General features: G+C 53.6%; 16 protein-coding genes and 2 pseudogenes. 4 read left to right on the forward strand and 14 right to left on the reverse strand.

The genetic code is table 11. The features are described 5' to 3' along the window. Positions 1-12: 12 nt before the first annotated feature. The 9 genes and pseudogenes from lpxK to O1722_RS15195 form a co-directional block, all read right to left on the reverse strand. Complete coding sequence (gene lpxK / locus O1722_RS15155) at positions 13-990, reverse strand: tetraacyldisaccharide 4'-kinase (RefSeq protein ID WP_032670208.1); 978 nt, start codon at positions 988-990, stop codon at positions 13-15. Beyond that, positions 987-2,735: a lipid A ABC transporter ATP-binding protein/permease MsbA gene (msbA, locus tag O1722_RS15160; RefSeq protein WP_017693697.1), complete on the reverse strand. Its 1,749-nt coding sequence runs from the start codon at positions 2,733-2,735 to the stop codon at positions 987-989. The genes lpxK and msbA overlap by 4 nt, the downstream gene beginning before the upstream one ends. A 36-nt stretch (positions 2,736-2,771) precedes the next feature. After that, complete coding sequence (locus O1722_RS15165; RefSeq protein ID WP_033487283.1) at positions 2,772-5,036, reverse strand: ComEC family protein; 2,265 nt, start codon at positions 5,034-5,036, stop codon at positions 2,772-2,774. A gap of 211 nt (positions 5,037-5,247) precedes the next feature. Then, a complete protein-coding gene (gene ihfB, locus O1722_RS15170) occupies positions 5,248-5,535 on the reverse strand; it encodes an integration host factor subunit beta (RefSeq protein WP_003858233.1) in 288 nt (95 codons plus the stop codon). Between the two features lie 170 nt (positions 5,536-5,705). Next, entirely contained in the window at positions 5,706-7,379 is a 1,674-nt protein-coding gene (gene rpsA, locus O1722_RS15175) for a 30S ribosomal protein S1 (RefSeq protein ID WP_003858235.1), read from the reverse strand. Between the two features lie 92 nt (positions 7,380-7,471). Further along, positions 7,472-7,975: pseudogene (gene cmk, locus O1722_RS15180) on the reverse strand ((d)CMP kinase); the annotation flags it as partial. 185 nt (positions 7,976-8,160) lie between these two features. Next, a complete protein-coding gene (aroA, locus tag O1722_RS15185) occupies positions 8,161-9,444 on the reverse strand; it encodes a 3-phosphoshikimate 1-carboxyvinyltransferase (protein WP_017384828.1) in 1,284 nt (427 codons plus the stop codon). Between the two features lie 68 nt (positions 9,445-9,512). Continuing rightward, positions 9,513-10,672, reverse strand: a pseudogene (serC, locus tag O1722_RS15190) (3-phosphoserine/phosphohydroxythreonine transaminase). A 162-nt stretch (positions 10,673-10,834) separates the two neighbouring features. Beyond that, complete coding sequence (locus O1722_RS15195) at positions 10,835-11,527, reverse strand: DUF421 domain-containing protein (protein WP_017693700.1); 693 nt, start codon at positions 11,525-11,527, stop codon at positions 10,835-10,837. Between the two features lie 127 nt (positions 11,528-11,654). Here O1722_RS15195 and ycaO point away from each other — a divergent pair, with 127 nt between their 5' ends. The 4 genes from ycaO (at position 11,655) to pflA (ending at position 17,957) form a co-directional block, all read left to right on the forward strand. Further along, positions 11,655-13,415, forward strand: a complete 1,761-nt coding sequence (ycaO, locus tag O1722_RS15200; RefSeq protein WP_023303388.1) for a 30S ribosomal protein S12 methylthiotransferase accessory factor YcaO — start codon at positions 11,655-11,657, stop codon at positions 13,413-13,415. Between the two features lie 406 nt (positions 13,416-13,821). Next, positions 13,822-14,679 carry a formate transporter FocA gene (gene focA, locus O1722_RS15205; RefSeq protein WP_017384832.1) on the forward strand — a complete coding sequence of 286 codons (858 nt, stop codon included), beginning with the start codon at positions 13,822-13,824 and terminating at the stop codon, positions 14,677-14,679. A 51-nt stretch (positions 14,680-14,730) separates the two neighbouring features. Beyond that, the gene (pflB, locus tag O1722_RS15210; protein WP_015570975.1) at positions 14,731-17,013 is read left to right on the forward strand and encodes a formate C-acetyltransferase; all 2,283 of its coding nucleotides are present in this window, start codon (positions 14,731-14,733) and stop codon (positions 17,011-17,013) included. Positions 17,014-17,216: 203 nt separating this feature from the next. After that, complete coding sequence (gene pflA, locus O1722_RS15215; protein WP_003858250.1) at positions 17,217-17,957, forward strand: pyruvate formate lyase 1-activating protein; 741 nt, start codon at positions 17,217-17,219, stop codon at positions 17,955-17,957. Between the two features lie 36 nt (positions 17,958-17,993). On the opposite strand, the gene O1722_RS15220 is transcribed toward pflA, so the two are convergent. The 5 genes from O1722_RS15220 to dmsA all read right to left on the reverse strand — a co-directional run bounded on the left by O1722_RS15220 (position 17,994) and on the right by dmsA (position 24,000). Then, positions 17,994-18,515, reverse strand: a complete 522-nt coding sequence (locus O1722_RS15220; RefSeq protein WP_017384833.1) for an anti-virulence regulator CigR family protein — start codon at positions 18,513-18,515, stop codon at positions 17,994-17,996. A 123-nt stretch (positions 18,516-18,638) separates the two neighbouring features. After that, positions 18,639-19,787: an MFS transporter gene (locus tag O1722_RS15225; protein ID WP_003858254.1), complete on the reverse strand. Its 1,149-nt coding sequence runs from the start codon at positions 19,785-19,787 to the stop codon at positions 18,639-18,641. Between the two features lie 275 nt (positions 19,788-20,062). Further along, on the reverse strand, positions 20,063-20,926 hold the full coding sequence (locus O1722_RS15230) for a dimethyl sulfoxide reductase anchor subunit family protein (RefSeq protein WP_017693703.1): 864 nt from the start codon (positions 20,924-20,926) through the stop codon (positions 20,063-20,065). A gap of 1 nt (position 20,927) precedes the next feature. Next, positions 20,928-21,545, reverse strand: coding sequence for a DMSO/selenate family reductase complex B subunit (locus O1722_RS15235; protein ID WP_017384545.1), 618 nt, complete (start codon positions 21,543-21,545; stop codon positions 20,928-20,930). Positions 21,546-21,555: 10 nt separating this feature from the next. After that, positions 21,556-24,000, reverse strand: coding sequence for a dimethylsulfoxide reductase subunit A (dmsA, locus tag O1722_RS15240; protein WP_033486286.1), 2,445 nt, complete (start codon positions 23,998-24,000; stop codon positions 21,556-21,558). Positions 24,001-24,191: the final 191 nt, after the last annotated feature.

Below are 24,191 nucleotides of genomic sequence, written 5' to 3' on the forward strand. Positions count from 1 at the left end.
ACCGCGTAGAAGTTACTGCACTAACGCGAGCAGTTCCTTGAGCAAATGTTCCGGCTGTTCGCCGCTGAGTTCAGCGTCAACCGGCAGATACCACCAGTTTTCTTTCGCAAAGGCCCGGCATTTTACCGCGTCTTTTTCCGTCATGATCAGCGTCTGTCCCGGCGCTGCCAGCCTTTCAACCTCTTCGGCAACTAACGCCTGGTGATCGGCCAGCGGCACCCGTTTATCAAGCTTTGCGCCGCACTGCTCCAGCGTTGCGAAGAAACGCGGCGGATGACCTATACCGGCCATCGCAACCAGATGTTCCAGTTGCGCGACGTCTTTACGCACGCCGGTCAAGATATTCACGGCCTGTCCGGGACGAAGATACATCGGGATTTCGCCCGCTCTGGCTTCACCACCGTTCACAATCACGGCATCGACGCTCTTCAGGCGCGACGCACGCTCACGCATTGGACCGGCTGGCAGCCACCAGCCGTTGCCAAAACGCCGCACGCCGTCAATGACCACGATCTCTTTGTCACGCGCCAGCGCGTAATGCTGCAAACCATCATCGGTAATAACGATTTGTACGTCATGCTCCGCAAGCAGTGCCTTCACGGCATCACTGCGCACCGGCGATACCGCAACCGGCGCGCCGGTACGCTGGTAAATCAGTACCGGCTCATCACCGGCTTCAGCGGTTGTCGTAGCTGGGCTCAGCACCAGTGGATACTGCGCCGCTTTACCACCGTAACCGCGTGAGACAACTCCCGGGCGGATACCACGTTTATGGAGCTGTTCTACCAGCCAGATCACCACCGGGGTTTTGCCGTTTCCACCCGCCGTCAGGTTGCCGACCACCACCACCGGTACCGGTGCGCGCCAGGCGCGCTTGATCCCGAGGCGGTAAAGCAGACGAATAGTACCGCTCACCAGGCCATACAGCCAGGAGAGCGGGAGAAGCAGCACCCACAGAGGGGATTCACCCGACCAGATGCGTGCAATCATTGACCGAACTGCATTTTATGAAGCTGCGCGTAAACACCACGCTGTTCCAGCAGGTCCGCATGGCTGCCGCGTTCAACGATCACGCCATCTTCCACCACCACGATTTCGTCAGCCTGTTCGATGGTCGACAGACGGTGCGCGATAACCAGCGAGGTACGGTTTTTCTGTAATTCATCCAGAGCAGACTGGATAGCGCGTTCAGATTCCGTATCCAGTGCGGACGTTGCTTCATCGAGGATCAGAATCGGGCTGTTGCGCAGCAGCGCACGGGCAATCGCGATACGCTGACGCTGACCACCGGAGAGCAGCACCCCGTTTTCGCCAATGATCGTATCCAGACCGTTATCCATTTTGTTAATGAAGTCCATCGCATAGGCCATACGCGCCGCATTCTCAATCTCTTCACGGCTGTACTCTTCGGTACGGGCATACGCAATGTTGTTCGCCACCGTATCGTTGAACAGATGCACGTTCTGCGAGACCAGCGCGACCTGGTTACGCAGCGACTGGAGGGTATATTCCCGCAGGTCGTGACCATCAAGCAGGATCTCGCCCTGGTCGATATCGTAGAAACGGGTAATCAGGCTGGCAATGGTCGACTTGCCCGAACCGGAACGACCGACCAGCGCAACGGTTTTACCCGCCGGGATGGACAGGCTGATATCACGCAGCGCCGGCACTTCACGGCCTGGATAGGTAAAGGTGACGTTACGGAATTCCAGGTCGCCTTTAGCGCGCTCGATCACGCGTGTACCTTCATCTTTTTCCTGTTCGGAATCGAGGATGCTGAACAGCGTCTGACAGGCTGCCATCCCGCGCTGGAACTGGGCGTTGACGTTAGTCAGCGATTTCAGCGGACGCATCAGCGCAATCATGGATGAGAACACCACGGTAATAGTACCCGCAGTCAGGGTTTCCATGACGCTCGGGAAACTGGCGGCATACAGGACGAAGGCCAGGGCCAGAGAGGCAATCAGCTGAATGATCGGATCGGAAATCGACGAGGCCGATACCATTTTCATTCCTTGCAGGCGCATTCTGTTGCTGACCTTGTCAAAGCGTTTGGTTTCGACTTCCTGACCGCCGAAAATCAACACTTCCTTATGGCCTTTCAGCATCTGCTCGGCGCTGGTAGTCACCTGCCCCATCGTATTCTGCATATTTTTACTGATGTTGCGAAAACGCTTTGATACCACGCGGATCGCGATGGAGACAATCGGCGCCAGCACAATAAGGATCAGCGACAGTTGCCAGCTGTAATAGAACATCATCGCGAACAGGCCGATGATGGATGCGCCTTCACGCACAACGGTAATCAGTGCGCTGGAAGAGGACGACGCCACCTGCTCTGAATCGTAGGTAATACGCGACAGCAGGGTGCCGGTTGACTGTTTGTCAAAGAATGAGACCGGCATCCCCATCATATGACTGAATAATCGACGGCGCATGGTCATCACCACTTTACCGGATACCCAGGAGATGCAGTAGCTGGATACATAGCTGGAGATTCCGCGTAAGATCATCAGCCCAATAACCACCAGCGGCATCCATAGCAGCACTGAACGATCCGTTTTACCGAAACCGTCATCCAGTAACGGTTTGAGAAGCGATAACATAAACGTATCGCTGGCTGCGTTGAGGATTAACGCTACGCCCGCCACGATCAAGCCTGTTTTGAAAGGAGCAATCATCGGCCAGAGCCGGCGGAACGTTTGCCACGTGGAGAGATCTTTGTCGTTATGCATTCAAAAAACCAGCATTTGTTGAAATAGCCGCATATTCTACCCGTTATCTACGGGCGCGCCAAACCACTGATGATACCAACGCGGTAAATAGTGTTCGCGTAAGCGACGAATTTGCCGACTATGGTGCGAAAAGGTCACAGATATCTGCCCGGAATGCGGGGTATCAAGCCAGAGATATCCCTCCGTTCGATAGCGCCGGACCACTTTAATAGAAGGGAAACGCCACGCGTTATAGCGAGCCATCGAGGCCAGCGAAACCTGCCCCTCTACGCGCTGTAGCAACGGTGTTGAAGATGACGTGTTACTTCCATGATGCGGCACCTGAATCAGTGTAGACGCAAGCTGACGCCAGCGGTGGCTAAGCATTGCCAGTTCTGCCTGCGCTTCAATGTCTCCGGTCAGTAAAACGCTCTGTTCGCCGTCATCGATTTTTACCACGCAGGAGCGGTTGTTACCTTTCGCCGAGGTGTTTTCGGGTGGCCAGTGCACGGAGAACGTTAAACCCTGCCACTGCCATCGCTGTCCTCGAAAGCACGGAAGATGTCCGGACCAGGATAAGGGGCTCCTGATCCACATTGCGGGCCAGGCAGCTTTTAGCGATGCCAGTCCCCCCGCGTGGTCGAGATGTTCATGGCTCAGGATCGCCCCTTCCGGTTTCAGATGATGCCAGCGTAGCCAGGGGATAATCAGCTGCTGCGCACTGTCCCCACCGGGCCATGCCAGCCCGGTGTCATACAGAATGGCCTTGCCGTGACGCTCAATGACCATCGCCAGCCCCTGCCCTACATCCAGCATATGCAGGGACCAGCTGTCTGTTTTAACCCTGTGCCAGAGGGGAAAGGCCAGCACCACGCTGCCTGCCAGACAGACTGCGGGTGCTGCGCTGAAGGCCCTGAATCGCCAGCCAATGACCAGCAGCCACGGCAGTAACGTCAGGTATTGCCAGCGTTCATCAACGTCCTGCCAGCCATTCGGTAAACGCATCAATAGCCAGAAAAGCCCTGCCAGAGATTTATCAGTAGCCAGCCAGACGATACTTTCCAGCGCAGCGACCGGAAACAGATGCAGAAACATGCCGAGCAGGATCAGCGGAACTGAGATAAACGTGACCAGAGGAACGGCAAACAGGTTCGCCACCAGCGAGGAGAGGCTGAAACCATGGAAAATCAGGACCTGAAGCGGCAACAGAAGCAGCAGCATTCCGACCTGCAAATACAACAGCGTAACCAGCGGCCGCAGGCACCGGCCACGTTGCCAGTGCGGGAGAGGCAACCACTGATACCAAAAAATAAGCGCGGCGACCGCAAACGCTGACAACGCCAGGCTTTGTGACAGGACCGCCAGTGGATCGAAAACCAAGATCGCCGCCACGCAGGTAAGCCATACCTGCCAGGGCGACCACTGGTGACCGCTCATTTTTAATGCTGCCAGTACCACAAGCGCGATAACCGTGCGCAGCGCGGGCGGCTGCAAGCCCGTTAGCCATGCGTAAAACGCGGCAAAAATCAGCCCTGCCAGCAAGGGGATTTGCCAGATAATCCAGCGGCCCGGCAGGAAGAACTGGATGCCCCGCGCCAGAAACCAGATGACAGAAGCGGCCAGCGCAATATGTAATCCCGAGATTGCCATCAGATGCATCGTTCCGGTATCACGCATCAGGTTTTTTATCTCCCGCGAGACCGACAGCCGCTCCCCCATCCCCAGCCCCAGGATCACGGGTCCCCACTGATATGCTGAAAGAGTATTCTGTAGTGATGTCAGGTATTGCGCACGCAGACTACAGCCTTCGTCAACGAGCGCCGCATGGGTAAACCGTCCACTCAGCGTCTGGTGTCGGGCAAAGGCATTTTTCTGTGAATCATAGCCGCCATCGTTGAGTTCTCCGTGTACCGCCCTGAGCCGCAGGGTCATTGCCCAGCGTTGACCCACGCAGACGTTATGCGGCAAATAGTTGCCATACAGCGCCACGCCCATGGCAGCCCACACGCGTTCTCCATTGAGGCTGACAATCCTTCCCTGATGCATCGTTGCGCCGTCCGTTGCGGTAATGACCACCTCGGCCTGCTGCGGTGCTTGCGTTAAATAGTTCATCTGCCACACGCTTTCCTGAGCGGCCAGGATCCCCCAGCACATAAAAAGCAATGCGAGGCCTGAAAACCTGAGCCATTTTCTCTGCTGTACGGATAACGCAATTCCTGCGGCAATCAGCAACCAGACAATATGCAAATCAGGCAAAACGGGTAACCAATAGAGCGGGATTATGGCCAGAATGGCGCACATACTGATAACGTGGATCCCCATCTTCACCTCCATGTTTCAGGCGATTATGCGGCGGGACTGATGCGTCGTCAGACAGAAAAAACGTGATTTACAGCGGGCGCTGCAACGTTTTAAGCGCTTACAGCAAAGAGAAAATTTAAATGCGGCGCGTATTCAGAAATGCAGGGGCGGGATACAAAAAAAGCACCCTAAGGTGCTTTCTTTAAACTCAGTTTAACCCTGATGATTAAACTCAGTTACCGTAAATATTGGCGCGATCGCGCAGTTCTTTACCCGGCTTAAAGTGCGGAACATACTTTCCTTCCAGCTCCACTTTATCGCCAGTCTTCGGGTTACGCCCGGTACGTGGTGCACGATAGTGCAGAGAAAAACTACCGAAACCGCGGATTTCAATGCGCTCGCCCTGGGCAAGAGTGGTAGCCATATGCTCCAGCATCTCTTTAACGGCATCTTCCACAGCCTTGGCAGGGATATGCGGTTGCTGACTGGCAAGTCTTTCAATCAATTCTGACTTGGTCATGATTCCTCCGGTTCCTTTCAAACCCATTAGCTGAACAGCTTATTAAACAAGGGCGGCCGTAGCCGCCCTTTGTTATTGATTACAGGACGAATCCTGCAATCTGTCAAGTCTGCTCTCCATCCTTCGCGCTGTAAATGCGTTACAGCTCAAATGATGGTGCGAACCTGAACTTACTCGCCTTTAGCTGCTTTGAAAGCTTCAGCCATTGCGTTGTTAGAGAAGTTTGCATCTTCCTGTTTGTTCACAGTTGCGATTGCATCTTTCTCATCAGCTTCGTCTTTAGCACGAACAGACAGGCTGATTGCACGGTTCTTACGGTCAACACCGGTGAACTTAGCTTCAACGTCGTCACCAACGCTCAGAACCAGAGTTGCATCTTCAACGCGGTCACGTGAAGCTTCGGAAGCGCGCAGGTAACCTTCAACGCCGTCAGCCAGTTCTACGGTTGCGCCTTTAGCGTCAACAGCAGTCACTTTACCGTTTACGATTGCGCCTTTCTTGTTCAGTGCAACCCAGTTGTTGAACGGATCTTCTGCGAGCTGTTTAACGCCCAGGGAGATACGCTCACGCTCTGCGTCAACTTGCAGAACAACTGCTGCGATTTCGTCGCCTTTTTTGTATTCACGAACTGCTTCTTCGCCTGCAACGTTCCAGGAGATGTCAGACAGGTGAACCAGGCCATCGATGCCGCCGTCCAGGCCGATGAAGATACCGAAGTCAGTGATAGACTTGATTTTACCTTCAACACGGTCGCCCTTGTTGTGGGTTTCCGCGAACTGCTGCCATGGGTTGTTTTTGCACTGCTTCAGGCCCAGGGAGATACGACGACGTTCTTCGTCGATATCCAGAACCATCACTTCCACTACATCACCAACGTTAACAACTTTGGATGGGTGGATGTTTTTGTTGGTCCAGTCCATTTCGGAAACGTGCACCAGACCTTCAACGCCTTCTTCGATTTCAACGAAGCAGCCGTAGTCAGTCAGGTTGGTAACGCGACCAGTCAGTTTAGTACCTTCTGGGTAACGCTTAGCGATAGCTACCCATGGATCTTCGCCCAGCTGTTTCAGGCCGAGGGATACACGAGTACGCTCGCGGTCGAACTTCAGCACTTTAACAGTGATTTCGTCGCCCACGTTCACGATTTCGCTTGGGTGCTTAACGCGTTTCCACGCCATGTCGGTGATGTGCAGCAGGCCATCAACGCCGCCCAGGTCAACGAATGCGCCGTAGTCAGTGAGGTTCTTAACGATACCTTTGACTTCCATGCCTTCCTGCAGGTTTTCCAGCAGCTGATCGCGTTCTGCGCTGTTTTCGGATTCGATAACGGCACGACGGGAAACAACAACGTTGTTACGCTTCTGGTCCAGCTTGATTACTTTGAACTCAAGCTCTTTGCCTTCGAGGTGCAGGGTGTCACGGACTGGACGAACGTCTACCAGAGAACCTGGCAGGAACGCACGAATACCATTCAGCTCAACAGTGAAGCCACCTTTAACTTTGCCGTTGATAACACCGACCACAGTTTCAGCTTCTTCGTAAGCTTTTTCCAGCGTGATCCATGCTTCGTGACGTTTAGCTTTCTCACGAGACAGCAGGGTTTCGCCGAAGCCGTCTTCTACTGCGTCCAGAGCAACGTCAACTTCGTCACCAACCTGGATTTCCAGCTCGCCCTGGGCGTTTTTGAACTGCTCAGCCGGGATGGCAGACTCAGATTTCAGACCGGCGTCAACCAGTACAACGTCTTTGTCGATAGCAACAACAACGCCACGAACGATGGAACCCGGACGGGTTTCGATTTCTTTTAAGGATTCTTCAAACAGTTGAGCAAAAGATTCAGTCATGTTTAATCTTCAGGTTAATATTAACGTCCACCTGGCTCCGTGCCGGATGGGGTTGTTTCACATACCCGCCGTCAATCCATTGCAGCGGGGGTACTGAACCCCTTTTCCTGCAACTGAAGCATGCGGCGTTGAGCACGTTCTTCTGAAGAGGCGTCAAGGAAAATTTTCACTGGCGCATCGGGGAATACCACGGTTCCCATGTCGCGGCCGTCGGCGATCAGCCCCGGCGCTTCACGGAAACCGCGCTGGCGACGTAACAGCGCTTCACGAACGCGTGGGAAAGCCGCCACCTGAGAGGCCGCATTGGCCACTTCCTGGGTACGGATTTCACCGCTGACATCTTCCCCTTCCAGGATCACTTCAAGGTTGCCATCGGTCGAGACAAAGCGCACATCCAGATGCGCAGCCAGCGGTACCAGCGCTTCTTCAGACGCAACATCCACATGATGATGCAGCGCAGCCAGCGCCAGCACGCGATAGATTGCTCCCGAATCTAAAAGATGCCATTGCAATGCTTCCGCCATCGCTTTGCACAGAGTACCTTTCCCTGCGCCACTTGGCCCATCAATGGTGATTACCGGGGCAATTGCCGTCATCTTTTTCTCCTTAATTAAGGCATACCGTTTACATGAACGCCGCGCATTATACGCGCCAACGTGCGCAACTGTTACCTTTGCGTGCAAATTACGGAATGATTGAAGCAGAGTGTAGAAGAAATGAAAGAGGATGAGTGTCAGAAAGCGTAAGGAAATGCCGCATCAGGTGATGCGGCATACCATCATCAGGCCAGGGTGCTAATGCGCGCCAGCTGTTCGAAGTAGTCCGGGAACGTTTTTGCCGTACACTTCGGATCAAGGATAGTGACTGGCGTATCTGACAACGCCACCAGCGAGAAACACATCGCCATGCGGTGATCGTTGTAGGTGCCAATTTCTGCAAATTGCAGTTTTGCCGGCGGCGTGACGCGAATGTAGTCTTCGCCCTCTTCTACCTCAGCCCCCACTTTACGCAGCTCGGTTGCCATCGCGAACAGGCGGTCCGTCTCTTTCACACGCCAGTTGTAAATGTTTCGCAGCGTGGTGGTGCCTTTCGCAAACAGCGCAGCGGTGGCAATGGTCATCGCCGCATCCGGAATATGGTTCATATCCATATCGATGGCGTTCAGCTCACCGTGGGTACAGGAGATGAAGTCATCGCCCCAGGTCACCACCGCGCCCATTTTTTCCAGCACGTCAGCAAAACGGATATCGCCCTGCACGCTGTTGCGGCCAATGCCCGTCACTTTTACCGTACCGCCTTTAATCGCACCTGCGGCAAGGAAATAGGAGGCGGATGAAGCATCGCCTTCAACCAGGTAGTGGCCCGGGGACTGATACTGCTGCGCTCCGCGCACCACGAAACGCTGATAAGACTGGTTTTCCACCTCAACACCAAAGGTGTTCATCAGGTGCAGGGTGATATCAATGTACGGCTTAGAAACCAGGTCGCCTTTAATGTTGATGACGGTGTCCTGTGGTGCCAGCGGTGCGGTCATCAGCAGCGCGGTCAGGAACTGGCTGGAAACGCTACCGTCAACCTCAACATTGCCGCCAGTGAATCCCCCGCGCAGACGCAGGGGCGGGTAATTTTCCTGCTCAAGATAATCAATCTGCGCGCCGCCCTGACGCAGGGCATCCACCAGATGGCCGATCGGACGCTCTTTCATTCGCGGCTCACCGGTCAGCACAATATCGTTACTCCCCAGACACAGCGCAGCGGCCAGAGGACGCATCGCGGTACCGGCGTTACCCAGGAAAAGCTCCAGCGCTTCAGCAGAATGTAACGCGCCGCCGTTACCGGTGACTTCACAACGGGTACGATCGTCAGACAGCGCGTACTGAACGCCCAACGCTTTCAGTGCATTGAGCATATGGCGCACGTCATCGCTGTCCAGCAGATTAGTGAGGACGGTGGTGCCGTTTGCCAGAGCTGCCAGCAGCAGAGCGCGGTTCGAGACACTTTTTGAACCAGGCAGATTAATGGTGCCATCTACCCGCGCGATAGGTTGTAACGTCAGGGATTCCATGAAACTCAACTCTCAACTCAACATAATAAAAACCCCGCAGGAACGCTGCGGGGGTGAAAAACAGCCAATTAACCGTGACGACGTTCGAAGTCGATCATGAAATCAGTCAGGGCTTTAACGCCTTCCAGCGGCATGGCGTTATAGATAGAGGCGCGCATTCCGCCTACCACACGGTGGCCTTTCAGCGCATGCAGACCCGCCGCGAAGGACTCTTCCAGGAACACGTTATCCAGGTTGCTGTCCGCCAGCTGGAACGGCACGTTCATGCGCGAACGGTTAGTTTTGGCGACATCGTTACGGTAGAAATCGCTCTTGTCGATCACGCCGTACAGCAGTTCAGCCTTTTGCTGATTGATCTTATCCATCTGCGCCACACCGCCTTTTTGCTTCAGCCATTTGAAGACCAGGCCGGAGAGATACCAGGCAAACGTTGGTGGGGTGTTGAACATGGAATCGTTGTCGTTCAGGACGGTGTAATCCAGAATTGACGGGCAAGACTTATGGGCTTTCCCCAGCAGGTCTTCACGCACAATAACGATAGTCAGACCCGCAGGACCGATGTTTTTCTGGGCACCCGCGTAGATGACGCCGTAGCGGCTGACATCCAGCGGGGTGGACAGAATGGTTGAAGAGAGATCCGCCGTCACAATGACATTTTCGCCAAAGTCTGGCTCTTCGTGAATGGCAATACCGTCGATGGTTTCGTTCGGGCAGTAGTGAAGATAAGCGGCGTTGTCAGAAAGCTGCCACTCACTCATCGGCTTCACGGCGCGCAGACCGTCAACGGTCACTTTGGCATCGATGACATTCGGCGTGCAATATTTGTGCGCTTCTTTTACCGCACTGGCCGCCCAGTAGCCGGCATCAACGTAATCAGCGGTGGTTTGCAATATTTGTGCGCTTCTTTTACCGCACTGGCCGCCCAGTAGCCGGCATCAACGTAATCAGCGGTGGTTTTGTCGCCCAGTAGATTGAGCGGGATACCCGCAAACTGGCCGCGTCCACCGCCGTGACAGAACAATACTTTGTAGTTCGAGGGAATGTTCAGCAGATCGCGAAAATCCTTTTCTGCTTCTTCCGCCACCTGAATAAACGCTTTACCCCGGTGGCTGACTTCCATCACCGACGTACCCAGACCGTTCCAGTCACACAGCTCCTGTTGAGCCTGTTTGAGCACGTCTGCCGGTAACATTGCCGGACCTGAACTGAAATTAAAGACTTGAGCCATTTCCCCTCACCACGCTAAAAGCCATAAGTTATAACTGTGGATATCGGTTTTATCATTCAGTGACACGCGCCGCAATGTCTAAAACTGATGGCCGAAGAAATGTGCCCCTCGTCACACAATACAATCTGCCGTACCGTTGTCACAAAACCGACAAAATCGCTGTCAGGTGTTACGTTTAGCCCGGCTAACCTTCGTCCATTCTGGATTCGTACAGCGGGGGCATAATTGATGATCGCCCGCCTGCATAACCACGACATGACTACATTTTATGCAGGCGTACTCGCCCGCTTCAGGTACAGTTTTGTATCGCTCGATGAGCATATCCGGCAGGATGCACAGGCCGGGCTTCACCTCATCGTCGGAATAGTAATAGACGCTGATTTGACCATTCGTTTCCATAATCGCCAGACGCACCTGCCCCAGTTGCTCAACGCTGCTCAAACGGAGTTCCATAAAGAACTCAAACTCCGTCATATTGGCGCTTTGCACATTCTCCCAGGCCAGTTGACCATCTTCGACAATCACCACCGGCTTCCCTTCGAGCAGATCTTCCAGTTTCTCACTTTTCGACATCAGCCACATGACCAGCCGGTACAGCAGTGCAAGCGTCACGAAGACGATAAAGACCGGCACCATCGGCACATCGTCATAAAAGGCAACGTCCCCTGCCGCCGACCCCAGCGTCAGGATGATCAGCACTTCAAACAGCGACATCTGCCGCACGCCGCGACGTCCGGTGATTTTCAGAAACAGGAAAACGAGTACAAAGGTGTACAGGCTGCGCAGCGCTACTTCGCCTAAAAACTCAGGAGGGACTTTATCAAACGCCATCCGCTGGAGATCGAAAGCTTTCATTTTTTTATGCCTTAACAGTAGGTTACTGCTTATAAGCATAGTCCAGCCATTTATTTTCGCCGGAGATAGCACCCGTCACGCAAAACCCGTATCATTGCGCGCTTTACGTACGATAAAAGTGAACGCCATGACTCAAACGTTTATCCCCGGCAAAGACGCCGCTCTGGAAGATTCCATCGCTCGCTTCCAGCAGAAACTGACCGACCTGGGCTTTAATATCGAAGAAGCCTCCTGGCTGAATCCGGTGCCTCACGTCTGGTCCGTGCATATTCGCGACAAAGACTGTGCGCTGTGCTTTACCAACGGTAAAGGCGCGACCAAAAAAGCGGCGCTGGCCTCTGCACTGGGTGAGTATTTTGAGCGTCTGTCCACCAACTACTTCTTCGCCGACTTCTGGCTGGGCGAAACTATTGCCAACGGTCCGTTCGTTCACTATCCGAACGAAAAATGGTTCCCGCTGACCGAAAACGATGAACTGCCGGAAGGCATTCTCGATGCCCGCCTGCGCGCGTTCTACGATCCGGAAAACGAACTGACCGGCAGCATGTTGATCGACCTGCAATCCGGCAATGAGGATCGTGGGATCTGCGCCCTGCCGTTCACCCGTCAGTCTGACGAGCAGACCGTTTATATCCCGATGAACATCGTCGGCAACCTGTATGTGTCTAACGGCATGTCTGCCGGTAATACCCGCAACGAAGCGCGCGTGCAGGGATTGTCTGAAGTTTTCGAGCGTCATATCAAAAACCGCATTATTGCTGAATCCATCAGCCTGCCGGAGATCCCGGCTGACGTGCTGGCGCGCTACCCGGGCGTGGTGGAATCCATCGCCAAACTGGAAGCAGAAGGTTTCCCAATCTTTGCTTATGACGGCTCTCTGGGCGGCAAATATCCGGTTATCTGCGTGGTACTGTTCAACCCGGCAAATGGCACCTGTTTCGCCTCCTTCGGCGCGCACCCGGACTTCGGCGTGGCGCTGGAGCGTACCGTAACCGAACTGCTGCAAGGTCGTAGCCTGAAAGATCTCGATGTCTTTACTCCGCCAACCTTTGATGACGAAGAAGTCGCCGAGCACACCAACCTCGAAACACACTTCATCGACTCCAGCGGTTTGATCTCCTGGGATATGTTCAAACAGGACGCGGACTATCCGTTCGTGGACTGGAGCTTTGCCGGTACGACGGAAGAAGAATTCGCCACCCTGATGGCGATCTTCAACGCGGAAGATCAGGAAGTTTACATTGCCGACTATGAACACCTCGGCGTTTACGCGTGCCGTATTATTGTGCCAGGTATGTCGGACATTTATCCGGCAGAAGATCTGTGGCTGGCGAACAACAGCATGGGCGCGCATCTGCGTGAAACCCTGCTGGCCCTGCCAGGCAGCGAGTGGGATAAAGAAGATTATCTGAACCTGATCGCCCAGCTGGACGAAGAAGGACACGATGATTTCACCCGCGTGCGCGAACTGCTGGGTCTGGCGACCGGAAAAGATAACGGCTGGTACACCCTGCGCATCGGCGAGCTGAAAGCGATGCTGGCGCTGGCGGGCGGCGATCTGGATCAGGCTTTGGCCTGGACCGAGTGGACGATGGAGTTTAACCAGTCCGTCTTCTCCGCCGAGCGCACAAACTATTACCGTTGCCTGCAAACGCTGCTCCTGCTTTCTCAGGAAGACGACCGCGAGCCATTGCAGTATCTGAATGCCTTTGTGCGTATGTACGGTGCGGATGCCGTTGAAGCTGCCAGCGCGGCGCTGAGCGGTGAAGAACCATTCTACGGCCTGCAAGCGGTTGACAGCGATCTGAAAGCCTTCCCGGCGCATCAGTCACTGCTGAATGCGTATGAAAAATTGCAGAAGGCAAAAGCCGCTTACTGGTCAAAATAAGCGCATATAACATTAATGGCTGTAGGCGTATTCAATCGCCTGAGCTATATTACGGGGCAATTTCATTGCCCCTTTTTTTTTATTTTTCCGCAATGACGTTTAATTGTAATAATTAAGTTAACCACGGGTAAATATAAAAACGCTTACCTGAGCTTTACTGTTACTAATTATAATAAATACTCCATTTTAATTAACTGTTCCACGGGAGGCTGAAGGAAAAAATTCAACTCTTTTCATAAGTTTTAAAATTTATTTTTATACGGATAATCAAATACTTACTCCGCTTTTGCTGTAAAACCATACACACTGCGGGCCTATAAGCCAGGCGAGATATGATCTATATCAATTTCTCTTCTATAATGCTTTGTTAGTATCTCGTCGCCGACTTAATAAAGAGAGAGTTAGTGTGAAAGCTGACAACCCTTTTGATCTATTACTCCCCGCTGCGATGGCGAAAGTTGCCGAAGAAGCGGGTGTCTACAAAGCCACGAAACATCCGATGACGACGTTCTTTCTGGCCATTACGGCTGGGGTGTTCATCTCCATCGCTTTCGTCTTCTATATCACAGCCACCACCGGCACTGCCGGGATGCCTTTCGGCATAGCGAAACTGATTGGTGGTATTTGCTTCTCACTGGGCCTGATTCTCTGCGTCATCTGCGGCGCCGACCTCTTCACCTCAACGGTGCTGATTGTGGTGGCAAAAGCCAGCGGAAGAATTACCTGGGGTCAACTGGGGCGCAACTGGCTCAACGTTTACGTTGGCAACCTGATTGGCTGTCTGCTCTTTGTTCTGTTGATGTGGCTCTCTGGCGAGTATATGACCGCCAACGGCGGCTGGGGGCTTAACGTCCTGCAAACCGCCGACCACAAAATGCACCATACATTTATCGAAGCTGTTGCTCTCGGCATCCTCGCAAACCTGATGGTCTGCCTGGCGGTCTGGATGAGCTACTCTGGTCGTAGCCTGATGGATAAAGCCATGATTATGGTTCTGCCGGTTGCGATGTTTGTTGCCAGCGGCTTTGAGCACAGTATTGCGAATATGTTCATGATCCCGATGGGGATTGTTATCCGCAACTTTGCAAGCCCGGAGTTCTGGACTGCTGTAGGTTCAACCCCGGAAAGTTTTTCACACCTGACTATTATGAACTTCATTACTGATAACCTGATCCCCGTCACTATCGGGAACATTATCGGTGGGGGTCTGTTAGTTGGGTTGACATACTGGGTCATTTACCTGCGTGGCGGCGATCATCATTAATGGTTGTCTCAGGCAGTAAATAAAAAATCCACTTAAGAAGGTAGGTGTTACATGTCCGAGCTTAATGAAAAGTTAGCCACAGCCTGGGAAGGTTTTACGAAAGGTGACTGGCAGAATGAAGTCAACGTCCGTGACTTCATTCAGAAAAACTATACCCCGTATGAAGGTGACGAATCCTTCCTGGCTGGTGCGACTGACGCAACCACCAAGCTGTGGGACAGCGTAATGGAAGGCGTTAAACTGGAAAACCGCACTCACGCGCCAGTTGATTTTGACACCTCCGTTGCTTCTACCATCACTTCTCACGATGCTGGCTACATCAACAAAGCCCTTGAGAAAATCGTTGGTCTGCAAACTGAAGCACCACTGAAACGCGCAATCATCCCGTTCGGTGGTATCAAAATGGTTGAAGGTTCCTGCAAAGCGTATAACCGCGAGCTGGACCCAATGCTGAAAAAAATCTTCACCGAATACCGTAAAACCCATAACCAGGGCGTATTCGATGTTTACACCAAAGACATTCTGAACTGCCGTAAATCTGGCGTTCTGACCGGTCTGCCAGATGCCTATGGCCGTGGCCGTATCATCGGTGACTACCGTCGCGTTGCGCTGTACGGTATCGACTTCCTGATGAAAGACAAATACGCACAGTTCGTCTCTCTCCAGTCTGACCTGGAAAACGGCGTAAACCTGGAAGCGACTATCCGTCTGCGTGAAGAGATCGCTGAACAGCACCGTGCGCTGGGTCAGATCAAAGAGATGGCTGCTAAATACGGCTGCGATATCTCTGGTCCTGCAACCAACGCTCAGGAAGCTATCCAGTGGACCTACTTCGGCTACCTGGCCGCTGTTAAGTCTCAGAACGGCGCAGCAATGTCCTTCGGCCGCGTATCCACCTTCCTGGATGCGTACATCGAACGTGACCTGAAAGCAGGCAAAATCACCGAACAAGACGCTCAGGAAATGATTGACCACCTGGTCATGAAACTGCGTATGGTTCGCTTCCTGCGTACCCCAGAATATGATGAGCTGTTCTCTGGTGACCCAATCTGGGCAACCGAATCTATCGGCGGTATGGGCGTAGATGGCCGTACTCTGGTAACCAAAAACAGCTTCCGCTTCCTGAACACCCTGTACACCATGGGTCCTTCTCCGGAGCCGAACATCACCGTTCTGTGGTCTGAAAAACTGCCTCTGAACTTCAAGAAATTCGCCGCTAAAGTGTCCATCGACACCTCTTCTCTGCAATACGAGAACGATGACCTGATGCGTCCTGACTTCAACAACGATGACTACGCTATCGCTTGCTGCGTAAGTCCAATGGTTGTTGGTAAGCAAATGCAGTTCTTCGGTGCGCGTGCAAACCTGGCGAAAACCATGCTGTACGCAATCAACGGCGGCGTTGATGAAAAACTGAAAATGCAGGTTGGTCCTAAGTCTGAACCGATCAAAGGCGACGTGCTGAACTATGACGAAGTCATGGAGCGCATGGACCACTTCATGGACTGGCTGGCTAAACAGTACGTGACCGCGCTGAACGTTATCCACTACATGCACGACAAGTACAGCTACGAAGCCTCTCTGATGGCGCTGCACGACCGTGACGTCGTTCGCACCATGGCGTGTGGTATCGCAGGTCTGTCCGTTGCTGCTGACTCCCTGTCTGCAATCAAATATGCGAAAGTTAAACCAATTCGTGACGAAGATGGTCTGGCTATCGACTTCGAAATCGAAGGCGAATATCCGCAGTTTGGTAACAACGACGCTCGCGTTGATGACATGGCGGTTGACCTGGTAGAACGTTTCATGAAGAAAATTCAGAAACTCACTACCTATCGTAACGCTATCCCGACTCAGTCTGTTCTGACCATCACCTCTAACGTTGTGTATGGTAAGAAAACCGGTAACACCCCAGACGGTCGTCGTGCTGGCGCGCCATTCGGCCCAGGTGCTAACCCAATGCACGGTCGTGACCAGAAAGGTGCGGTTGCCTCTCTGACCTCCGTTGCTAAACTGCCGTTTGCTTACGCGAAAGATGGTATCTCTTACACCTTCTCTATCGTGCCAAACGCGCTGGGTAAAGACGACGAAGTGCGTAAAACTAACCTCGCGGGTCTGATGGATGGTTACTTCCACCACGAAGCGTCCATCGAAGGTGGTCAGCACCTGAACGTGAACGTGATGAACCGTGAAATGCTGCTCGACGCGATGGAACACCCTGAGAAATATCCTCAGCTGACCATCCGCGTATCTGGCTACGCAGTACGTTTTAACTCCCTGACGAAAGAACAGCAGCAGGACGTTATTACCCGTACTTTCACTCAGTCCATGTAAGTGGAATTGACTGAAATCACGCGTTAAAAAGCGTACAATAAAGGCTCCACGCAAGTGGGGCCTTTTTAACACCCTCGCTTCATCAGTCTCTTTTGTCCGCTATCTATACTTAATGGATAACAGCCAAAACAGACTCGACATAGCCTTTGAGCTGTGCATCTACATAGGCCCCAGGATGGGCCAAATTCGGAGATATCACCGCAATGTCAATTATTGGTCGCATTCACTCCTTTGAATCCTGTGGCACCGTCGATGGCCCGGGGATCCGCTTTATCACTTTCTTCCAGGGCTGCCTGATGCGCTGCCTGTACTGCCATAACCGTGACACCTGGGACACCCATGGCGGTAAAGAAGTCACCGTTGAGGATCTGATGAAAGAGGTGGTGACCTATCGCCACTTCATGAACGCGTCCGGCGGTGGCGTGACGGCATCCGGCGGTGAAGCCATTCTTCAGGCTGAATTTGTGCGCGACTGGTTCCGCGCCTGCCACAAAGAAGGCATTCATACCTGCCTCGACACCAACGGCTTTGTGCGCCGTTACGATCCGGTTATTGATGAACTGCTTGAAGTGACCGATCTGGTGATGCTCGATCTCAAGCAGATGAACGATGAGATCCACCAGAATCTGGTTGGCGTTTCAAACCACCGTACGCTGGAATTTGCCAAATACATTGCCAATAAAGGCGTCAAGACCTGGATCCGCTACGTGGTGGTGCCGGGCTGGTCAGATGATGATGACTCTGCACATCGTCTGGGTGAATTTACCCGGGATATGGGTAACGTGGAGAAAATTGAACTCCTGCCCTATCACGAGCTGGGTAAACATAAATGGGTGGCGATGGGTGAAGAGTACAAACTCGATGGCGTGAAGCCGCCGAAAAAAGAGACGATGGAGCGCGTCAAAGGTATTCTTGAGCAGTATGGCCACAAGGTCATGTATTAACGAAAAGGCCCGGTGAAAACCGGGCCTTTTTATATTCTATTTAAAGACGCCATTAATAACGGAAGTCACAATCGCCGTACTCAGCGCAATTAAGACCAGGTCGTCACCTACCACGCGCCATTCATAGCCCGGATAGGAAGGAAGCTGACCCAGCATATCGGCTGGCACGGTTTTCTTCGCAATGCCCGGAGGCAGTGGCTTACCGCGCGCCAGGTTTTTCGCAATTCCCGGAGGCAGAGAGTCGTAGCCCGTTAAGCCGTAATTCAGTGCCAGATGGCGGGCATGATCGAAGCTCACGCGAGCATCCACATCATTACCGACATCTTTGCTGTTTTTAAAGCTCTTATCCGATTTCCCAGGGTTATCCTGACCGTTATTGTGTTTATTACCATGGTTACCAGCGTTCCCGTTACCATGATTGCCGCTATTACCTTGTCCGCCACCGTTTCCGTGACCACCGCCATTCCCGTTTCCAGGATTAGCCATGGCCGGAGCCGTTGCAAACGTTAAAGCCAACACTACGGCAAGTGCTGTAGTGGAAAAACGACGAGTAGACATGATTGCTGCCTTTTAGTGGTATAACTCATTTGAATTATCGCCGGGCAGTAAAAACTCACAATAAGTAAAAGTCTTATATGTGACAGGGACAAAAAAGCCTGTCATCGACAGGCTTTTAATAAGTCAGGCATGGGCCACTGGCGTTGGATGTTCGCCCACTTTGCGCAGCAGCATTAACAGATAAATAAACGACACGCTGGCGATCATAATAAACAGCAGATTGTCAGAATAATTTTGCATGAGCATAGCGGTAAACGTCGGACCCAGTAAACTGCCGATGGTGTAACTCAGCAACAAAGCCTGGTTCATTGCAACCAACTGGTGATGCTCAACTTTCTCACAGGCCCAGGCCATCGCGACCGGATAGAGCGTAAAGCCCGCAGCTCCCAGAATGAACAGCGCAGGCGCCATTGCGGCGTTGCTGAGCATGGCGAGACAGCCCATGATGACCACGAAAACCTGGACGCGCAGCACCAGCAGACGACCAAAGCGGTCCGCCAGACGGCCAATCGGCCACTGCCCGACAATCCCCGCGCTGACCATCACCGCCATCCAGAAACCGATCCCGGAATCACTGACGCCCTGATGGTTAAGATAAAGCGGCATCAGACCATAGAGCGAGCCCAGCACAATCCCGGAAATAATGCAGCCGTTAACCCCCAGACGCGCCTGGCGCAGTCTCAGCATCGGCCAGACGTGGGTAGCTTCCTGATGCTCGCTGTTTTGATTCACAATGCGGGTAAAGAGCAGCGGTAGGATCGCCGCCAGAACCATGCCCGTCACCCACGGCAGCACGCTCATCAGGTCGGTTGGCAGTTTGCTGACCATCAGCTGTCCCAGAACGGTACCGACGTAGTAAACCATCATATAGGCCGCCAGCAGACGCCCGCGATTACGGGACGTTCCGCTGCACATTAGCGCACTTTCAACCACCACCCAGATCATGGCGCAGCCGACGCCCGCAATAAAGCGCCAGACCATCCAGCTCCAGAAGCCGACCATGAGGCCTAAACCGGCGCAGCCGACGGCAAAGATCAGCGACGCCAGATAATAACTGCGGTTAAAACCAAAGCGCTTAATAAGGCTGCCCGTTAATAAGGTGCCCAGCAGATTGCCCGTAAAAAAGGACGAGCTAACCATACCCACCTGCCAGGTCGGTAAGTTTTCATGGGCGAGCCATAGCGGGACGAGTGTGTTTAACACCGCGATCGCCAGGGTCAGCAAAAGCAGGCCACAGAGCAACAAAAGCACCGGGCGGGTATAGGTGGTCATGGATTAAAAACCGTGAGGAAGTTCAGATTTCGTGCGCATCATGCCACTGGCAAAAACAAAGTCAATCCACCGGTTCAGGCGTCACGCACGTTATGCGCCTTGTCGATTTAAAAAACTCATCCTGCTAATGCAAAGCCTGCTACTGATATTAATTATCTATTTGTTTTTATTTATTTCCGGGAATTTTTACAACGAAACATCAGTCGAAAAATTTCATGAATGAAAAAAGAAAAGCCGGGCGCTATGTCCCGGCTTTTTATAACAAAATCTAAAAATTAGCTGGCGATAGCCATACCGACCGTCATATGCAGACCGTAAAATACGCCGCGACCAATTAACTCCCCTGCCAGCACCAGCACAAAGGCCAGGGACAGTAACGGCAGCGCAGGCGAGTAACCTTTAAGCTGAGGGGCAATCCAGCACACCAGCGCCGCCGTCAGCAGCACCACACGCCAGGCCATCAGCGAACCGTAATCCGGCACCAACGCCGAAGCCTGCTGGATAGAGCTGTGAATGGTCGCCAGCTCCGCTCCCTGCATGAGCGCGACAACGGTACTGATTACCAGCGCCAGCAGCGAGACCGCGGGCAGCAGGCGCATCGCCCAACCATTAATGCCAGCCACACGCAGCAGCAGATAACCCAGCAGCGGCCCGCCAATAAACATGGTCAGGAAGAAGCTCATCGGCGTCCAGACGCTGTACCAGGTCGGAACGGTATCGATGGTGTTGTACACCCGGACCATCATCCAGACGAAGACAACGCCCAGTACCATGGTGACGATGAGCCACAACGCGCGTAACCCTGACGGCAGCTTTTTCACCGCTGCCAGTAACCACCCCAGCCCGCCAACGGCAAAGAAGATTGCCCCGCTGGCAATCTCGTTACTCAGCGAAGAGGCACCTACGCGGTTCAGGGAGTTGAACGCGCGCATCGGTGAGCCCAGGTGCAGCGTAGAGGCGATAAACCCAATGCCCATCAACACCCACAGGCCAAACATGCTTAACACCAAACGCTGCTGCTGTTCAGCATTGAGGTTCCCTTTTAACAGCGCCAGCGCAAGGACGATAAACCCGCCCGCCACGCACTGCCCAAAGACCGTGAAGATCATTAGCGGCCATTCATGCCATCCACTTCCCATCTCACACCTCCTTCGGGTTTGCCAGGTAGCCGGTGGTGTCACCCGTCGGACGGCTGTTGGCGTTAGGTTTAATCACAATACTCGGCTTCGTGAAGTGCGCAGACGGCAGCGGCGCGACGGCAGCAAGCTGACCGTGTTTTTTGCGCAGCTCTTCAATCGGGCCAAAGTCCAGCGCGCGCAGCGGGCAGGATTCGACGCAGATGGGCTTTTTGCCGTCCGCCACGCGGCTGTGGCAGCCGTCGCACTTGGTCATGTGGCCTTTGGCGGCATTGTACTGCGGCGCGCCGTACGGGCAGGCCATGTGGCAGTAGCGACAGCCGATGCAGACATCCTCGTCCACCACCACAAAACCGTCGTCGCGCTTGTGCATTGCCCCGCTCGGGCAGACCTTGGTGCAGGCCGGATCTTCGCAGTGGTTGCAGGCAATCGACAGGTAATAGGCGAAGACATTCTGATGCCAGACGCCGTTGTCCTCCTGCCAGTCGCCGCCCGCGTATTCATAGATACGCCGGAAGCTGACGTCCGGGGTCAGATCTTTGTAATCCTTACAGGCCAGCTCGCAGGTTTTGCACCCGGTGCAGCGGCTGGAATCAATAAAAAATCCATACTGGGTTGTCATCGGTTACTCCTTACGCCTTTTCAACCTGAACGAGGTTTGTGTGGGATGGGTTGCCCTTCGCCAGCGGCGACGGACGCTGCGTAGTGAGAACGTTGATGCAGCCCGCCTGATCGATACGGTTCGCATCCGGGTTATACCAGGCCCCTTCCCCCAGCGCGACAACGCCAGGCATCATACGCGGAGTCACTTTAGCTTCGATATGCACTTCGCCACGTCCGTTGAAGATACGTACGCGATCGCCATTACTGATGCCGCGCGCTTTCGCATCCATCGGGTTGATCCACATCTCCTGTCGGCAGGCCGCTTTCAGTACGTCAACGTTGCCGTAGGTGGAGTGAACACGCGCTTTGTAGTGGAAACCGGTCAACTGAAGCGGGAATTTCGCCGTCAGCGGATCGTTGTAGTTTTCGAAGCCTGGCGTATAAATCGGCAGCGGATCGATAACGTCCCCTTCCGGCAATTCCCACGTTGCGGCAATTTTTGCCAGCTCTTCGGAGTAGATCTCGATTTTGCCCGACGGCGTGGTCAGCGGATTGGCCTGCGGATCGTCGCGGAAGGCTTTATACGCCACGTGATGCCCTTCGGGATCGCGCTGCTTGTACATGCCCTGCTTGCGGAAGATATCGAAGTCCGGCAGGTCAGGAATGGCTTTGCGTGAGAGCTCATGCAGATGGCGCATCCACCCTTCCTGAGTACGTCCTTCAGTGAACTGCTGCTCAACGCCAAGACGTTTCGCCAGCTCGGAAGTCATCTCATAGATGGTTTTGCACTCGAAGCGCGGTTTGATGGCCTGGTCAGTGAAGATCACATAGGACATGTTGCCGCAGGAGGCGTCCAGCGCGAAATCCATCTGCTCAGACGCAGTGCAGTCTGGGAGCAGAATATCGGCATACTTCGCCGATGAGGTCATGTGGCAGTCGATCACCACAATCATTTCGCACTTCTTGTCGTCCTGCAAAATTTCATGGGTGCGGTTGATTTCAGAGTGCTGGTTGATCAGGCAGTTACCGGCGTAGTTCCAGATCATTTTGATCGGCACGTCCAGCTTATCTTTGCCTCGAACACCGTCACGCAGCGCGGTCATTTCCGGACCGCGCTCGATCGCGTCCGTCCACATAAACATGGAGATGCTGGTCTGAACCGGGTTATCCAGCGTTGGCATACGTTCAAACGGGACTTCATACGAGCCTTCACGCGCCCCGCTATTACCGCCGTGAATACCAACGTTGCCAGTCAGAATCGAGAGCATAGAAATAGCGCGGGTGGCAATTTCGCCGTTCGCGTGACGCTGTGGTCCCCATCCCTGGCTGATATAAGCCGGTTTTGCTGAACCAATTTCACGGGCCAGCTGAACAATACGCTCGACTGGAATGCCGGTAATGGTGGATGCCCACTCAGGGGTTTTCGCTACCCCGTCGCTGCCCTGACCAAGAATGTACGCTTTGTAATGCCCGTTAGCCGGTGCGCTGGCTGGCAGGGTCTTCTCGTCATAACCCACGCAGTATTTATCAAGGAACGGCTGATCGACGAGGTTTTCAGTGATCATCACATACGCCAGCGCATTGACCAGCGCCGCATCGGTACCAGGGCGAATAGGGATCCACTCGTCTTCACGTCCCGCGCCGGTATCGGTATAGCGCGGATCGACGATGATCATACGTGCGTTGGATTTGGCGCGCGCCTGCTCAAGATAATAGGTTACCCCACCGCCGCTCATCCGGGTTTCGCCTGGGTTGTTACCGAACAACACCACCAGTTTACTGTTTTCGATATCCGACGGGCTGTTACCGTCTGCCCAGCCGCCGTAGGTGTAGTTCAGCCCCGCAGCAATCTGTGCGGAAGAGTAGTCGCCGTAATGATTGAGATAGCCGCCGCAGCAGTTCATCAGGCGCGCCACCAGCGTTTTACCCGGCGGCCAGGAGCGGGTCATGGTACCGCCCAGCGTGCCGGTGCCGTAGTTGAGGTAGATGGATTCGTTGCCATACTCTTTGATCAGGCGCTGCATGTTAGTCGCGATAATATCGTAGGCTTCGTCCCAGCTAATACGCTCGAACTTCCCTTCCCCACGCTTACCGACGCGCTTCATTGGGTATTTCAGACGATCCGGGTTATAAACGCGACGGCGCATTGAACGACCACGCAGACAGGCACGAACCTGATGTAACCCTTCGTAGTTATCATCGCCGGTATTGTCTGTTTCGACATATTTGATTTCACCGTCCACAACATGCATACGCAGAGGACAACGGCTACCACAGTTAACGGTACAGGCACTCCACACCACTTTTTCCGGGGCTGAAGCGGGAGACAGAGCCTCCGCCGCCGACGCCAGACGGGTAAAAGGGAGCGTAAAGGCGCTGCTGGCAACCGCCAGACCGCCTATTGCCGTGGTTTTCATCAACCCACGGCGAGTGACCTCGGCAGCCATTAACGCTTCAGGCGCTTTGATTTTCATAAAGACTCACTTTGGTTGCTCACAAAGAAATAAAGGGCGGCACACACCGCTATATAGTTTTATGTATAACGATATTTTTGGTTATCAGTGTTTTATGCTGACTTTCGTTCGGAGGAGTATTACTACTTTAGAGGGAGGGGTTATTGCTTCGTATCAAATCAGAGGCATAAAAAAAGCGCCCTGAGGCGCTT

The organism is Enterobacter cloacae complex sp. HYC003_NIDB (genome assembly GCF_056673375.1).